Origin of the sequence: Pseudomonas lijiangensis (genome assembly GCF_018968705.1) — a bacterium.
Taxonomy (GTDB): domain Bacteria; phylum Pseudomonadota; class Gammaproteobacteria; order Pseudomonadales; family Pseudomonadaceae; genus Aquipseudomonas; species Aquipseudomonas lijiangensis.
This window is the reverse complement of sequence record NZ_CP076668.1, coordinates 649,277-665,637: the sequence shown is the minus strand read 5'-3', so window position 1 is coordinate 665,637 and position 16,361 is coordinate 649,277. Positions and strand designations below refer to the sequence as shown.

14 protein-coding genes are annotated in these 16,361 nt (G+C 58.6%); 8 read left to right on the top strand and 6 right to left on the bottom strand.

Annotation, left to right across the window (positions count from 1 at the left end):
- Positions 1–14: 14 nt before the first annotated feature.
- The 6 genes from KQP88_RS02915 (at position 15) to KQP88_RS02890 (ending at position 6,821) form a co-directional block, all read left to right on the top strand.
- Entirely contained in the window at positions 15–1,082 is a 1,068-nt protein-coding gene (locus KQP88_RS02915; RefSeq protein ID WP_216704800.1) for an FUSC family protein, read from the top strand.
- A gap of 11 nt (positions 1,083–1,093) precedes the next feature.
- Complete coding sequence (locus KQP88_RS02910; RefSeq protein WP_216704799.1) at positions 1,094–1,555, top strand: Lrp/AsnC family transcriptional regulator; 462 nt, start codon at positions 1,094–1,096, stop codon at positions 1,553–1,555.
- 302 nt (positions 1,556–1,857) lie between these two features.
- Complete coding sequence (locus KQP88_RS25370) at positions 1,858–2,901, top strand: methyl-accepting chemotaxis protein (RefSeq protein ID WP_216704798.1); 1,044 nt, start codon at positions 1,858–1,860, stop codon at positions 2,899–2,901.
- A gap of 179 nt (positions 2,902–3,080) precedes the next feature.
- Entirely contained in the window at positions 3,081–4,760 is a 1,680-nt protein-coding gene (locus KQP88_RS02900; protein WP_200995008.1) for a flavin monoamine oxidase family protein, read from the top strand.
- Between the two features lie 18 nt (positions 4,761–4,778).
- Positions 4,779–5,579 (top strand): carbon-nitrogen hydrolase family protein, encoded by an 801-nt coding sequence (locus KQP88_RS02895; RefSeq protein WP_216704797.1) that lies wholly within the window; start codon positions 4,779–4,781, stop codon positions 5,577–5,579.
- A 111-nt stretch (positions 5,580–5,690) separates the two neighbouring features.
- Positions 5,691–6,821, top strand: a complete 1,131-nt coding sequence (locus KQP88_RS02890; RefSeq protein WP_216704796.1) for an AGE family epimerase/isomerase — start codon at positions 5,691–5,693, stop codon at positions 6,819–6,821.
- A 139-nt stretch (positions 6,822–6,960) separates the two neighbouring features.
- Here the strand turns inward: KQP88_RS02890 and KQP88_RS02885 are convergent, their stop codons facing one another.
- The 6 genes from KQP88_RS02885 to KQP88_RS02860 all read right to left on the bottom strand — a co-directional run bounded on the left by KQP88_RS02885 (position 6,961) and on the right by KQP88_RS02860 (position 13,573).
- Positions 6,961–7,725, bottom strand: a complete 765-nt coding sequence (locus KQP88_RS02885; protein ID WP_216704795.1) for an SDR family oxidoreductase — start codon at positions 7,723–7,725, stop codon at positions 6,961–6,963.
- 742 nt (positions 7,726–8,467) lie between these two features.
- Positions 8,468–9,184, bottom strand: a complete 717-nt coding sequence (locus tag KQP88_RS02880) for an ABC transporter ATP-binding protein (protein WP_198724408.1) — start codon at positions 9,182–9,184, stop codon at positions 8,468–8,470.
- Positions 9,181–10,056 carry an ABC transporter ATP-binding protein gene (locus KQP88_RS02875; protein ID WP_216704794.1) on the bottom strand — a complete coding sequence of 292 codons (876 nt, stop codon included), beginning with the start codon at positions 10,054–10,056 and terminating at the stop codon, positions 9,181–9,183. The genes KQP88_RS02880 and KQP88_RS02875 overlap by 4 nt, the downstream gene beginning before the upstream one ends.
- Complete coding sequence (gene livM / locus KQP88_RS02870) at positions 10,053–11,354, bottom strand: high-affinity branched-chain amino acid ABC transporter permease LivM (RefSeq protein WP_216704793.1); 1,302 nt, start codon at positions 11,352–11,354, stop codon at positions 10,053–10,055. Before livM ends, KQP88_RS02875 begins: the two co-directional genes overlap by 4 nt.
- Before the next feature lie 2 nt (positions 11,355–11,356).
- Positions 11,357–12,271, bottom strand: a complete 915-nt coding sequence (locus KQP88_RS02865) for an ABC transporter permease subunit (protein ID WP_216704792.1) — start codon at positions 12,269–12,271, stop codon at positions 11,357–11,359.
- Positions 12,272–12,436: 165 nt separating this feature from the next.
- Positions 12,437–13,573: an ABC transporter substrate-binding protein gene (locus KQP88_RS02860; protein WP_216704791.1), complete on the bottom strand. Its 1,137-nt coding sequence runs from the start codon at positions 13,571–13,573 to the stop codon at positions 12,437–12,439.
- A gap of 562 nt (positions 13,574–14,135) precedes the next feature.
- Here KQP88_RS02860 and pncB point away from each other — a divergent pair.
- Together pncB and nadE are read left to right on the top strand one after the other, a co-directional pair.
- The gene (gene pncB, locus KQP88_RS02855) at positions 14,136–15,359 is read left to right on the top strand and encodes a nicotinate phosphoribosyltransferase (protein WP_216704790.1); all 1,224 of its coding nucleotides are present in this window, start codon (positions 14,136–14,138) and stop codon (positions 15,357–15,359) included.
- Positions 15,360–15,386: 27 nt separating this feature from the next.
- A complete protein-coding gene (gene nadE / locus KQP88_RS02850) occupies positions 15,387–16,214 on the top strand; it encodes an ammonia-dependent NAD(+) synthetase (RefSeq protein WP_025258313.1) in 828 nt (275 codons plus the stop codon).
- The last annotated feature ends 147 nt before the right edge of the window (positions 16,215–16,361 follow it).

Here is a 16,361-nt window from a genome sequence, read left to right as displayed (position 1 = left end):
CGGCCATTTAACGCATGACGAATTCGCGCTCTGTTTTCATCCCTTCCTGGCTCCGCCCTGTTCTGCGCCCTGTGCTTGATCCGTATCGCCGTTACCGGCATGCGCGGCTGATTCATGCTGCGCGTATCGTGGTCGGGCTGCTGGTGTCGATTCTGCTGACGTCCGGTCTGAACATGCCCCATGGCGAGTGGGCTTCGGTGACGATGCTGATCGTGATCGGCGGTTTGCAGCACCATGGCAATATCGGCAAGAAGTCCGTGGAGCGCGCATACGGAACGCTGATTGGCGCAGGCCTTGGGCTGTTTGTGGTGGTGCAGCAGGGGTATCTGGAAATCCCGTTGCTGACTTACGTGATCATGTCCGTGATGTGCGGGTTCTTCGCGTATCACGCCATCGGCAAGGGCGGTTACACCGCGCTGCTGTCGGCCATCACTCTGTTTATCGTGGCCGGGCATGGGGTCAACCCGATCAGTGATGGTCTGTGGCGAACGCTGGATATCATGATCGGTATCGCGCTGGCCCTGGCTTTCTCCTTTGCCTTGCCGCTCTATGCAGTCTTCTCCTGGCGCTACAACCTGGCCAGCGGCCTGCGCGATTGCGCCAAGGTGTACGGGCGCATCCATCAGGGCGAGCCGATCAGTGCCGATGAGCACTTGAAGCTGACCGCAAGACTCAACGCCACGATGCTGCAACTGCGCTCGCTGCTGCCGTCGGTGTCCAAGGAAGTGAAGATTTCCATGGTCGAGCTGGATGCGATCCAGGGCCATTTCCGGATGTGCCTGAGCACGCTGGAGATCCTTTCCAACATTCGCCCGGCCGACCTCGATCAGGCCGCAGGCACAGCCTTGAAAACCTCCATGGACGCCGACTACCGCCAGATCCGCAGGCAATTGATCGGCATGGCCCGCGCCCTGCAGACCGGTGCGACCGAACGTCTGGCACGCACGTCGGAAAACACTGCCACCCAGGCTGCGATTCCTGCCGAGCTGACCGGTTACCACTTGATGACTCAGCAACTGGCGCACAACCTCGACGGCCTGCAAGAGCGCCTGTCCAAGACCGCCAGACGCTGGAAATTTTGAAGGAGAGCACCGTGTCCGATAGCCGCCCTCTCGCTCTGGACGATATCGACCGTCAGTTGATTGCAGCCCTGCAACTCAATGCCCGGGAAAGCGTGGCCATGCTGGCGCGGCAACTGGGGATTGCCCGCACCACTGTCACTTCACGCCTCGCCCGCCTGGAAAGCACCAAAGTCATTACCGGTTATGGCGTGCGCCTGAGTCAGCGTGTCGTGGGTGGCGGCCTGCAGGCCTACGTCGGCATTACCGTCCAGCCTCGCTCGGGCAAAGAGGTGCTGCGTCGGCTCAGCACCCTGGCGCAGGTTCAGCAGTTATGTGCTGTCAGTGGCGAGTTCGATTATGTCGCCTGGCTGCGCACCGATTCGCCGGAACAGCTGGACCAGTTGCTGGACCTGATCGGCAGTATCGACGGTGTGGAAAAGACCACGACCTCGATCATTCTCAGCAGCAAGATCGATCGTGGTCACGCTGTTTGATCGGACTTCTGTAATGGGCTGATCAGTCTGAAAAGTGGGTAACTGGGTCTCCTTGAAAACCTGATTACGACACCTGCCTACCTTATTACGACATTGCTGAGTAATAACTAAAACTAAATACAAGCAAGATGACACTACTGATGTTTTTCAGATAGTTTGCACACATCAAGGACGCCATCAATAAACAAACAATAAATCAGGGACAACTATATGACAGGGGGCCAACAGGCCCTTTTTCAGTTTTATTTTCTCGAATTTCGAGAACGCTGCCGCCACTCCCACATTTTTCAAGTAGAACGAAAATGATTGAGCCAGAGCGGATCGTCATCCTGTCCAAAGAAGTAGAGGCGTTAGCCAATCGGGGCGTCAGTGATATTCAAGTCATCACTCGACAGACACGCTTGCTGGCAATCAATGCCCTGATCGAGGCGGCTCATGCCGGCAGCGCAGGCAAAGGTTTTTCGGTCGTGGCTGAAGAGGTCAAGAATATCTCCGAGCGTGTTTCAAAGATCGCCGGCGCCCTGACTCATGACTTGCAAGCCTCGGTCAATCAGTTGATCGAACTGGGCCAGAGCATGTGTTTCGACATGCGCGGCCAGCGCCTGGCCGACCTGTCCCTGAACATGATCGAAATCATCGACCGCAACCTGTACGAACGAACGTGTGACGTCCGCTGGTGGGCAACGGATGCCTCGCTGGTCGACATGCTGACCACTCAGACACCGCAGACATGCGCTCATGCCAGCAAACGTCTGGGCATCATTCTGGACAGCTACACCGTCTACCTGGACATCTGGGTTGCCGACACGACAGGTCGAGTTGTTGCCTGTGGCCGTGCTGGCACTTATGAGAAAGTCATGGGAGCCAATGTTGCCGAAGAGCCCTGGTTCAAGAACGCATTGCGTCACAGCTCCAGCGACCAGTACTACGCGGGGCAGGTGGCGGTAGAACCGTTATTGAACCACTCGCAGACATGCGCCTTCAGTGCGGCCGTGCGCAGTAACGCCGGTTCCCATAGCCCCGTCGTCGGCGTCATCGGCATTTTCTTCGACTGGCAGAGCCAGGCCAAATCCGTGATTGACGGCGTTCGTCTGAGTGACGAAGAGCGCGCACGCAGCCGGGTCATGATGGTCGATGCCAATCACCGGATCATTGCCAGTTCGGATACAGAAAGCCTGCTCGGCGAACCCCTCCAGTTGCAAACCAGGGCCGGTCAAAAAAGCGGCTACGGCACTCAGCAGAATAACGCCATTCAAGGCTATGCACTGACACCCGGCTTTGAAACCTGGCCAGGCATGGGATGGCTTGGCGTGATCGAACAGCAACTTCCCGCCATAGAATCCTGACGCGGCCAAACCCGCGAGCCAGACACCACTGGCTCGCTTGCGCAGCCAAACCAACAAAGTGACCGCGACTCTCGTCACATCGAACAAAATCACATCATAACGACGACACTTTGCGTCTTATTAACGTGCTCGCGCTTATCTAGACTGTTGTTTTCGCTGTAGCCGAATCAAGGTCTGTCATGAAAAACAATCGTCATCCCCAGGACGGCAAAAAGCCGATCACCATTTTTGGCCCTGACTTTCCTTTTCCCTTTGATGACTGGATCGAGCATCCGGCAGGCCTGGGCAGCATTCCGGCAGAAAACCACGGCAAGGAAGTGGCGATCATTGGCGCCGGGATCGCGGGGCTGGTGGCGGCTTATGAACTGATGAAGCTGGGCCTCAAACCTGTGGTTTACGAAGCCTCGAAAATGGGTGGCCGCCTGCGCTCCCAGGCGTTCGAGGGTGCCGAAGGCATCATCGCGGAACTGGGCGGCATGCGCTTTCCCGTATCGTCCACCGCGTTCTATCACTACGTCGACAAGCTGGGCCTTGAGTCCCGCCCCTTCCCCAACCCGCTGACGGCTGCTTCGGGCAGTACCGTCATCGACCTGGAAGGCACGACTTACTACGCACAAAAACTGTCGGACTTGCCTGCGCTTTTTCAGGAAGTGGCTGATGCATGGGCGGACGCTCTGGAGTGCGGCTCGCAGTTTGCCGATATCCAGCAGGCCATTCGCGACCGCGATGTGCCGCGCCTAAAGGAGCTGTGGAACAAGCTGGTTCCGCTCTGGGACGACCGCACGTTCTACGATTTTGTCGCCACCTCCAAAGCCTTCGCCAAACTGTCGTTCTATCACCGGGAAGTGTTCGGCCAGGTAGGCTTTGGCACGGGCGGCTGGGACTCGGACTTCCCCAACTCGATGCTGGAAATCTTCCGCGTAGTCATGACCAACTGCGACGAAAACCAGCACCTGATCGTGGGCGGAGTGGAACAGGTTCCACTGGGCATCTGGCGTCATGTACCGGAACGTTGTGCCCACTGGCCTGAAGGCACCAGCCTGTCGTCACTGCATCGCGGCGCGCCACGCACCGGGGTCAAACGCATTGCGCGGGCCGAGGACGGCAACCTGGCCGTCACCGACAACTGGGGCGATACGCGGCATTACTCGGCGGTGCTGACCACCTGCCAGAGCTGGTTGCTGACCACCCAGATCGAGTGTGAAGAGTCGCTGTTCTCGCAAAAGATGTGGATGGCCCTGGATCGCACCCGCTACATGCAGTCCTCGAAAACCTTCGTCATGGTGGATCGTCCGTTCTGGAAAGACAAAGACCCGGAAACCGGCCGCGACCTCATGAGCATGACCCTCACCGACCGGCTGACCCGAGGCACTTACCTGTTCGATAACGGTGACGACAAACCGGGTGTGATCTGCCTGTCCTATTCATGGATGAGCGACGCCCTGAAGATGCTGCCGCAGCCTATCGAGAAGCGGGTGAAACTGGCGCTGGATGCCTTGAAGAAGATCTATCCGAAAGTGGATATCTCCGCGCGCATCATCGGTGATCCGATCACCATTTCATGGGAAGCCGACCCGCATTTCCTCGGGGCCTTCAAAGGTGCGCTGCCGGGCCATTACCGCTATAACCAGCGGATGTACTCGCACTTCATGCAGCAGGACATGCCTGCAGAACACCGCGGCATGTTCCTGGCCGGCGACGATATTTCCTGGACACCCGCCTGGGTCGAGGGCGCAGTGCAGACGTCATTGAACGCCGTGTGGGGCATCATGACTCACTTTGGCGGCAAGACGTTCCCGGAAAATCCGGGGCCGGGGGATGTCTTCCACGAGATCGGCCCCATCGCCCTGGCCGACTGATTCAGGAGGAAAACAGCCATGCGTATCGCGCTCTATCAATGCACGCCAATACCGCTGGATATCGACGCCAACCTGTTGCGGCTGGAGCAACAGGCGCGGGCGGCGGCAGAGCAAAAGGCAGGTCTGCTGGTCTGCCCGGAGATGTTCCTGACCGGTTACAACATCGGGGCAGAAGCCGCCCGCAAACTGTCGCAACCGGCCGACGGGCTGGCGGCGTCTCGTGTCGCAGCCATTGCCCGGAACCACGGTATCGCGATTGTGTATGGCTATCCCGAACTCGGCAGTGACGGGCATATCTACAACGCAGCGCAACTGATCGACAGCCACGGCCAGAGCCTGGCCAATTATCGCAAGACGCACCTGTACGGTGATCTGGACAAGTCGATGTTCACGGCGGGCAGCGATGACTTTCCGGTGGTGGAGCTTGATGGCTGGCGTCTCGGCCTGCTGATCTGCTACGACGTGGAATTCCCCGAAAACACCCGTCGCCTGGCACTCGCCGGTGCCGAACTGATTGTGGTGCCCACGGCAAATATGGAGCCTTACGATTTCGTCTGCGACATTACCGTGCGGGCGCGGGCGTTCGAGAACCAGTGTTATGTGGTGTATGCCAATTACTGTGGCCGCGAGGGCGAGATTCACTACTGCGGACAAAGCAGTATTTGCGCACCGGACGGCAGCCGCCCGGCCCTGGCGGCGCGAGATGAAACGCTGATGGTCAGTGAGCTGGACAAGCCATTGCTGGAAGGCACGCGGGCGATCACAACCTATTTCCATGATCGGCGGCCAGGGTTGTACGGCGATCTGACCAGGTCTTGAGTTTCAGCGTATCGTTCGCGAATAAATTCGCTCCTGCGGCGGCTTGGGCGCAAATCCCGAGCGCCGCCTGCTAACATGTCGCGCATCTCGACACTGCCGTGACGCCAGCCGATGCCCGATGCTTCCAGTTCTGCCTCAAGGTCTGAGTTGACCTCCAGCTTCACCCGCCTTCAGGAACACTTCTTCAAAGTCGTCGTGCCGCTCTGGCAAGGTCCTGGCTGGAATGCGCAACTGGCGTTGCCTTATGAAGCGCTGGATGCGCAGCACCATCCTCTGCCGCCACAGCGCTACAGAGCCATGGCCTGCGCCCGACAGTTGTTCCTGTTTTCCAGCCTGATCGGTCACCCGGACTTTCCGGACGCCGCGACTCGCGCTGGCGCGCTGTTTCGCTCCATGCAGCAACACTTTCATGATGCGGAACACGGTGGCTGGTTTTACAGCATCGATCCACAAGGCCAACCGCTGGATCGTCGCAAGGATCTCTACACCCATGCCTTCATCATCTTTGCCTTCGCCCATTACTGGGCCAGGGTCAAAGCGCCGTTGGCCGAGTCGGCACTCAATGCCGCGCTGAACGTTGTCGCAGAGCGTTTCGACGATGGTGCAGGTCTTTACGAAGCGAGCCTGGATGAAGACTGGTCCCCGCTGGGCAGCGGGCCTTTGCAGAACCCGTTGATGCATCTGGCGGAGGCGTTTCTGGCAACACTGTCGGTACGTCCGGATCCCAAGACCCAATCGGCTCTGAATGGGCTGGTCACTCACATGCAGCGTCGTTTCATCGACCCGGCAACGGGTGTGATGCTGGAAAAACCGCTGGGGGCTGTGGATAACTGGTATGAACCGGGACACCAGTTCGAGTGGTTCTTCTTGCTGCACACCTCTGGGGATCTGCACAGCACTGAGCTTTATGCCTCGTTGAACCGGGCATTCATGCTGGCAGAGGCTCAGGGTGTCGATCAGCAAACCGGCGCGGTAACCGCGATGCTGACCTGTGAGGGTGTGGTACGTGATGCCACCCAGCGAATCTGGGCACAGGCCGAATACCTGCGGGCTTTGGCGCTACGGCCGGATAACGATAACCGTCTGGCCGATCAGATGATCGCGATGCAGCAACGATTCCTGCATGCAGGTGGCTGGCATGAATGCCTGGACACCGAAGGCAAGGTCAGCCGCAGCGATATGCCTTCAACAACGCCCTATCACCTGGCCACCTGTTACATCGGCCTGGCCGAATACCTGTAGGACAATCAAGATCACAAATCACTTTGTGGGAGGCAGCTTGCTGGCGACTTCAACAGACGCAAAATATCTGTCGGTTTTCAGGCCGTTTCGCCAGCAAGCTGCCTCCCACACATTTTGTTTGTGCCTTGACTGATCGGCATCAACCGCGATTACGGTCGATCGCAAAGCCGGCCCAGGTCTGGCTGACGGGCATCAGCTCCAGGCTGTTGATGTTCACGTGCGCCGGGGTGTTCATGATCCAGAAGATCGTCTCGGCGATGTCCTGCGGCTGGATAGGCTCGGCACCGGCATAGGTCGCATCGTACTTGGCCTGATCGCCACCGAAACGCACCAGCGAGAACTCGCTTTCGCACAGGCCCGGCTCCAGATTGGTGACGCGAACACCAGTGCCCACCAGATCGTTGCGCAGGTTCAGCGAGAACTGGCCCACGAATGCCTTGGTGCCGCCATACACGTTGCCGCCCGGATACGGGTAGTTGCCCGCCACCGAACCCAGGTTGACGATACTCGCGCCACGGCCGTGACCGATCAGACGCGGCAGCAGCAGGCGTGTGGTGTAAACCAGGCCTTTGACGTTGGTGTCGATCATGGTGTCCCAGTCATCCAGATCGCACTTGGGTGCAGGGTCGATGCCCAGCGCCAGGCCTGCGTTGTTGATAAGTCCGCGAATGGTCGAAAACTCTTCCGGCAGATCAGCGATGGCGCTTTCCATGGCGGCGCGATCACGCACATCCAGCACCAGTGTATGAACCTTGGTTTGCGCTGACAGCTCGGCGCTCAAGGCATCCAGACGCTCCTGGCGGCGGCCGGTCAGCACCAGCGACCAGCCCGCTTCGGCAAAGCGACGGGCGCAAGCTTCGCCAAACCCGGAAGTAGCGCCCGTGATGAATACGGTGGAAGTCATTTCGTTCTCCTGACATGGCGCCCTGAAAGCGCAGCCTGTTAATAAGTATTCGGCAAGACCGGCAGGATGCCCGCCCCTGGCCTTCTGGATCAAGCATGTGGGTAAATCAGCGCCGAAAAAATCATAACTGTACAAAAAACGAACAACGCCAGCAAAGCCACGCATCACAAGGCCTGCAAGGGGTTTTGCCCACCTTATCCACAGTCAGGCCCACAATCTCTGGGGGCAAGTGTAAATCCCTTGATGGCTTGCATTTCAAGGGCTGCAGCGCATCGAGAGAAGTTTTCCCCTTGACTTTGTAACCAACCTCCAAGCCCTGTAACAGCAGGTAAAACCCTGTGTTGCCCTCCAGACCAATAACAATGCCGCTTACCCGACTATTTCCAACGCTTGCCCACAGACTTATCCACAGGCTTGCCCACCACACAGACTGTATGAACAAACAGGTATCAAGGCGTTGACAAAAGCCTGTAGAGAACATCCAAAAATGACTGATCAAAAAACAACCACTGCGCTATAGCCCTTATATCTAAAGGCCTCCAGCCAAATACTCCCAAGTTATTAACAGTCAGTTCCACAGTAAACCTGAACAAGTCAAAACCGTGACAAAACAACCGTTTGCAGCGGCTTTATGTCGCGTTTGAGTGGCCTGTCAAAATTGTTTTCCACAATTTGAAAAAACAGCGCCCCGAGCGAAAGACACCCGGGGCGCATGGATAAACGCTGCTGTTTTTTGACGGAATCAGTGCCCGCCCAGATAAGCGTTCCTGACCTCTTCATTGACCAGCAATTCCTGCCCGGTGCCTGACAGGCGGATTTCACCGTTGACCATCACATACGCACGGTCGGACAGCTTGAGTGCGTGGTTGGCGTTCTGCTCGACCAGGAAGATCGTCATGCCGGTGGCCGCCAGTTCGCGCAGGGTCGAGAAGATCTGTTTGACGATGATCGGCGCCAGGCCGAGGCTCGGCTCGTCGAGCAGCAACAGTTTCGGGCGGCTCATCAGGGCTCGGGCGATGGCCAGCATCTGCTGCTCGCCACCGGACATGGTCATGGCGCGCTGGTTACGGCGCTCCTTGAGGCGCGGGAACAGGTCGAACATGCGCTGCATGTCTTCGGCAGAATGCTTGTCGCCGATGGGGATGGTGCCCATCAGCAGGTTTTCCTCGACCGACATGTCAGGGAATACCCTGCGCCCTTCCGGCGACTGCGCAATGCCGTTGGAAGCGATGTAGTGCGACGACTTCTGCGTGATGTCGATGCCCTGATAGAGGATCTGCCCGCTGGCAGCACGCGGCTGGCCGAAGATCGACATCAGAAGCGTGGACTTGCCCGCGCCGTTGGAGCCGATCAGGCTCACGGTTTCGCCTTCATCGATATGCAGCGAAACCTTCTTGAGAGCCTGGATCGGCCCGTAATACACATCGATCTCTTTCATTTCGAGGATCGGCTTGCTCATACCAATTCCTCTTCATCAGCGCCCAGATACGCGGCGATCACTTTCGGGTCATTGCGGATCTGCTCCGGCCCGCCAGCGGCAATCACGTTGCCGTGGTCCAGCACCACAATATCGTCGGAAATGTTCATGACCATGCCCATGTCGTGCTCGATCAGCACGATGGTCATGTCATGTTCGTCCCTCAGCAGACGAATCATGCCGCTCAGGGCCTCGGTTTCCTGAGGGTTGAGGCCTGCGGCAGGTTCGTCGAGGCAGATCACCTGAGGCCGCGTGCACATGGCCCGGGCAATTTCCAGGCGGCGTTGCTGACCGTAGGACAGCTCACCCGCGAGGCGGTTGGCGCAATCCACCAGATCCACCACTTCCAGCCAGTAGAACGCGGTGTTGAGCGCATCTTCCTCGGCCTTGCGGTAGCCTTTGGTATTGAGAATGCCGCTGATCAGGCTGCGATTGACCCACATGTGCTGGGCAACCAGCAGGTTTTCCACCACCGACATTTCCTTGAACAGCCGAATGTTCTGGAAGGTGCGCGCCAGCCCGGCCCGGTTTACCAGATGGGTGCCGCCGAACATCTTGTAGTACACACGGCTGAAGAAACTTTTGGGCGACACGAAGTCTGTCGCGGCAAACGACTCGCCCAGCAGCTTGATCACATTGGTGGTCTTGCCACGGGTATGCAGCTCGATACGTCCGCCTGTGGCCTTGTAGAAACCGGTCAGGCAGTTGAAGACCGTGGTCTTGCCTGCACCGTTCGGGCCGATCAGGGCAAAGATCGAGTTGCGGCGCACTTGCAGGCTGACATCGCTCAACGCCTTGATGCCGCCAAAATGCATCATCAGATGCTCGACCGAAAGAATGACTTCATTGCTCATGACGCCGCTCCTTCTTTGGTCAGCATGCCCTTGCGCGGCACAACGCCGGTACGGCTGATGCGGATCAGGCCGCGTGGCCGCCAGATCATCATCAACACCATCAGAATGCCGAACAGCAGCACCCGATACTCGGAGAAACTGCGCAGCAGCTCGGGCGCCACCGTCAGCACGAAGGCCGCGATCACCACGCCCACCGTCGAGCCCATCCCGCCCAATACCACGATGGCCAGGATCAGCGCCGACTCGAAGAAGGTGAAGGAAGTAGGGTTGACGAAGCCCTGATAGCTGGCGAAAAACACCCCGGCCAGACCGGCCGTCGAAGCGCCGATGGTGAACGCTGAAAGCTTGACGAGCACATGGTTGAGGCCCATCGAGCGGCAGGCAATCTCGTCTTCGCGAAGCGCTTCCCAGGCGCGGCCGATAGGCATGCGGGTCAGACGATGCTTGATGAACAGCACGGCCAGCACCACGATGAACAGCACGGTGTAGATGAACAGGAATTTCAGGTCCGGGTTGTAATCGAAGCCAAAATATTCGTGAATCGGAATGCCGCCCTCTTTGGCGCGACGTCCGAACTCCAGGCCAAAGAAGGTAGGCGAAGGCACAGGAACGCCATTCGGGCCGCCGGTAAAGGACAGCCAGTTATTGAGCACCAGACGGATGATCTCACCGAACCCTAGGGTCACGATGGCCAGATAGTCGCCGTGCATGCGCAACACCGGAAACCCCAGGATGCACCCGGCCAATGCAGCGGCAATCGCCGCCAGAGGCAACGCCGACCAGAAGCCCAGGCCCAGATACTGATACCCCAGGGCCAGGCCATAGGCGCCAATGGCATAAAACGCCACGTACCCCAGGTCCAGCAGCCCGGCCAGACCGACCACGATGTTCAGCCCCAGCCCGAGCAGGACGTAGATCAGCCCGAGGATGACCACGGTCAGCAGGTACTTGTTGGCGAAGATCGGGAACACGATGGCGATCACGATCAGCAGCGGGATGATCCAGTAGAGGCTCGACTTGTGATCGGGCTTGAGCACATGCACGCCCGAACCGGAGCTCTCGAAACTCTGGCTGATGCGAATGCCCTTGGGTGTCTGCAGGAACAGGCTCATGAGGAAGCGACCCGCCATGACCACCGCCACCAGCAGGGCGACACGGGTCGGTTGCAGGTTGAAGCTGTAGCCGTCGAGCACGACGCCCACGATCGGGCCGAAGACGATCAGCGCCAGCAGCCCGGCAATCACGGCGTCGATCAGGCTTTTCTTGATATCGATAGGTTTAGCGACAGGAGCAGACATACTTATACCTTCGCCACGAGTGGGCGACCCAACAGGCCTTGAGGACGGAAAATCAGGATCAGTACCAACAGGCCGAAACTGAACACGTCTTTGTAATCGGAGTTGATCAGGCCGGAGAACTGCGACTCGGCAACCCCCAGGATCAGGCCTCCCAGCATCGCACCCGGCAGCGAGCCGATACCGCCCAGCACTGCGGCAGTGAACGCCTTGATGCCGATGACGAAGCCGGCATAGAAATCGAAGGTGCCGTAGTTCATGGTGATCAGCACACCCGCCAGCGCGGCCATGGCAGCACCGATGATGAACACGTAGGAAATGACACGATCCGTGTTGATCCCCAGGATCGACGCCATCTTGCGATCCTGTTGCGTGGCGCGGCACATGCGGCCCAGCTTGGTGTACTTGATGATGTAGGTCAGCAGCGCCATGCCGGCGAAAGCGGCAATCAGGATGAATATCTTGGTGTAGGTGATCTGCACGAAGCCGGTTCCGATCTCGAAGCGCCAGGCGCCTTCAAGAAGCGTGGGCACGCCCTGCTGCCGGGCACCCTGACTGATCTGCGCGTAGTTCTGCAGGATCAGGGAAATACCGATGGCGCTGATCAGCGGTGCCAGCCGGGTCGAGTTGCGCAGCGGCTTGTAGGCCACCCGTTCGATGACGAAGCCGTAGACACCTGTCACCACGATGGTGAAGATCAGTGTGCCCAGAATCAGGAATGGAAAGGACTCCAGACCGAAGAAAGACAGGACCGCCAGGCCGATTGCGGCCAGGTAGGCGGAGATCATGTAAACGTCGCCGTGAGCGAAGTTGATCATGCCGATGATGCCGTAGACCATCGTGTAACCGATGGCAATGAGGCCGTAGACAGACCCGAGGGTCAGCCCGTTGACCATTTGCTGCAGGAAAATACCGTCCATCACGCACGCTCACACACTTGAAGGCCGCTCAAGGCACTGCTCGCCCTGCCCTCTGGGGCACAACGAGCAGGTCCTGCGGCAACAGAAGAGTCCAGGCCCGCCGAGGTGCGAGCCCGTTACCATGCCTGCCCCGCTCGAAGAGGCAGGTCAGGCGCTGTATCTATCTCACTTCTGCTGTTCAAGCTGCTTGTATTTACCCGTCGCGTCCCACTGATACACCACATAGTCGGAGACTTTCAGGTCACCCTTGGCGTCCCAGGACTTCTCGCCCATGACGGTCTTGACCGGGTTGGCCTTGAGCCAGGTGGCAGCCGCATCGCCCTTGTTGGACTTGGCCCCATTGAAACCGGCCGCCAGTGCCTGCACCGAGGCGTAGGCATACAGGGTGTAACCTTCAGGCTCGTAACCGGACTTGCGGAACTCATCGACCACAGCCTTGCTGTCAGGCAACAGACGCGGGTCCGCACCGAAGGTCATGTACACGCCATCCACATTCTGAGGGCCACCTGCGGTTGTCACCAGTTCATCGGTCACGACGCCATCATCGGACATGAACTTGACGTCCTTGAGGCCCTGCTCGCGCAGTTGACGAACCAGAGGACCGGCTTCCGGGTGCAGGCCACCGAAGTAGACGACATCGGCACCCACGGAACGGATCTTGGTGACCAGGGCGCTGAAGTCTTTCTCGCCACGGGTCAGGCCTTCGTACAGCACCTCTTTCACGCCGCGCTTGGCCAGTTGTGCACGAGTTGCATCGGCCAGACCCTGACCGTAGGTGTCCTTGTCGTGGATAACCGCGATTTTCTTGCCCTTGAGCACGTCCACGATGTAGTCGCCAGCGACAACACCCTGCTGATCGTCACGTCCGCACATGCGGAACATTTCCTTGAGGCCACGCTCGGTGACAGTCGGGTTGGTGGAGCCTGGAGTGATAGCAATCACACCGGCATCGCTGTAAACCTCAGAGGCCGGGATGGTGGATGACGAACAGAAGTGCCCCACAACACCCACAACCTTGTCCTGATCGACCAGACGGTTAGCGACAGCCACGGCCTGCTTCGGCTCGCAGGCATCATCGCCCTTTACCAGTACGATCTTCTCTCCATTGACGCCGCCCGCCGCGTTGATTGCATCAGCCGCTGCCTGCGCGCCCCTCATATATTGCTCGCCAAACGATGCGTTGGCACCGGTCATCGGACCTGCAACGCCAATCTTCACGTCAGCTTGAGCAAACGAAGACACGCCCAATGCAGTTGCCACTGCGATTGCCAGAAAGCCTTTCCTGTAAAACGTATGCGACATGAGTGGTGCTCCTGAGGTTTTTTTAATTAGCACTGCAACTACAAGAATTGCTTAGAGCAAGGGGCGTGCCATCACTTTTCATTCGGCGGGCGGGAATGTTCGCGCAGCCGCCCCGACAGTGATCAGCCCTTGAAAAAGGGCCGTGCAACCGTCTGGAATGCACAGGGTGCAACCACCTTTAAAAATGGCGCAACCGTCGCGCGAATAAACGGCAAACCGCACACCACCTGACGTGCAACCCGGCTGTAACCGGTCACGTCACCGAAGTGCACACCCCCAGTGCGAATACGCTACGAGACGCACCATTTGAGGTTAGTGGAAGCACAGGAAAACGCTGGCGATGATGCACAAACCCGGACTGCGAGCCCCGCCATGAGGCATGCCGACCTGTTACCCACAGTTCTCCGCGCCCATCACTGTCCCGGTTTTTCTGCACGCAATGCGGGAACAGTTGGATCATCCGGCAAGTTAAGGGTGACAATAGGAACCCAGCAGGCCGCGAGCACTCTGAACACGACATTCGCGAGCCCAACGTTATCGGCTGCTCTGGAGATCCAAATCAATGAGCGGGAGCGCCTTCTCGAATCGCATCGTGCAAAATCTGCTCGATACCGACTTCTACAAGCTCACCATGATGCAGGCGGTACTGCATAACTATCCCAATACCGATGTGGAGTGGGAGTTTCGCTGCCGAAACGGCGAAGACCTGCGGCCCTACCTGAGCGAAATCAGGCATCAGATCGAATTGCTGTGCGAGCTGTCGCTGAGCAACGAACACCTGGCATTCCTGGAGCGCATCACCTTTCTGAAACCGGACTTCCTCAGGTTCCTGGGGCTGTTCCGCTTCAATACCCGCTATGTGAAGACCAGCATCGAAAACGATGAGCTGTGCATTCGCCTGCACGGTCCGTGGCTGCATGTGATTCTGTTCGAAGTGCCGTTGCTGGCCATCGTCAGCGAAGTCCGCAATCGTCATCGTTACCCGGACATCATGCTCAGTCAGGCGCGGGAACGTCTCTACGACAAGTTCGAGTGGCTGACCAGCAACGCCAGCCCGGACGAGCTGGCCGAACTGAAAGTCGCTGACTTCGGCACCCGCCGTCGCTTCTCCTACGGCGTGCAGGAAGCAATCGTGCAAGTGCTCAAACGTGACTTCCCCGGCCAGTTCGTCGGCACCAGTAATGTGCATCTGGCCCGCGAGCTTGATCTCAAGCCGCTGGGCACCATGGCCCATGAATGGATCATGGCGCACCAGCAACTCGGCCCGCGCCTGATCGACAGCCAGATCGCCGCGCTGGACTGCTGGGTTCGCGAATACCGCGGGCTGCTGGGTATCGCCCTGACCGACTGCATCACCACCGATGCCTTCCTGAGCGACTTCGATCTGTATTTCGCCAAGCTGTTCGACGGTCTGCGCCATGACTCGGGCGATCCGGTGAAGTGGGCTGAAAAATGCATCAGCCATTATCAGAGGCTGGGCATCGACCCGACGAGCAAGACCCTGGTGTTCTCCGACGGCCTGAGCCTGCCCAAGGCGCTGGAGATCTTCCGGGCCTTGCGCGGCCGCATCAATGTCAGTTTCGGGATCGGCACCAACCTCACCGCCGACATTCCGGGTATTGCACCGATGAACATGGTGCTGAAAATGACCGCATGCGCCGGGCAACCCGTGGCAAAGATTTCCGATGAGCCAGGCAAGGCGCAATGCAAGGACCCGAACTTCGTCTCGTACCTGCGACACGTGTTCAAGGTGCCCGCTTTGACTGCCCCTGAAAAACCCGTTTGAATTGTCCCTACTTACGAGGAGTGACTCATGCACGCCGTACAACAGCAGATCGCAGAACAGCTCAATGTCCAGCCGCCTTTCGCCGACCACAACGCTTTGCAGACCGAAGTGGCGCGCCGCGTGGACTTCATCAAGGAGTGCCTGCTCAATGCACGGCTCAAGACGCTGGTACTGGGGATCAGCGGCGGCGTCGACTCACTGACCGCCGGCCTGCTGTGCCAGCGCGCCGTCAAGGAACTGCGCAGCAGCACAGGCGACGACAGCTACCGCTTCGTTGCCGTACGCCTGCCGTATGTGGTGCAGCATGACGAACACGAGGCCCAGGCTTCTGTGGATTTCATCGACCCGGACGAGCGTCATACCGTCAATATCGGCGAGAGCGTCAAGGCACTGGCCGCCGAAGTCCGGGCCTTCGATGGTAAACCGGCTGGCACTGTGGACTTCGTGCTCGGCAACACCAAGGCGCGCATCCGCATGGTGGCGCAGTACACCATCGCCGGGGCTTATCAGGGTCTGGTGGTGGGGACCGATCATGCGGCCGAAGCGGTCATGGGCTTCTTTACCAAGTTCGGTGACGGCGCCTGCGACCTGGCCCCCCTGAGCGGCCTGGTAAAAAACCAGGTACGCGCCATCGCCCGCCACTTCGGCGCACCGGAATCACTGGTGGAAAAAGTACCTACGGCGGATCTGGAAGACCTGGTGCCAGGTAAACCGGACGAGGCCTCTCATGGCGTGACTTACGCCGAGATCGATGCCTTCCTGCACGGCGAACCTGTGCGTGAAGAGGCGTTCAGGATCATTTGCGACACCTACTCCAAGACCCAGCACAAGCGTGAACTGCCTTATGCCCCGTAAGTAACAAGCACAACCCCGTGGGAGCGAATTCATTCGCGAAGACATCATTGAGGGCTATACATTTTCTTCGGATGTACGGGCCTCTCGCGAATAAATTCGCTCCTACAGGTTACTGCGCGACAGCGCGACGCCAAGGCGGCGGGTGAT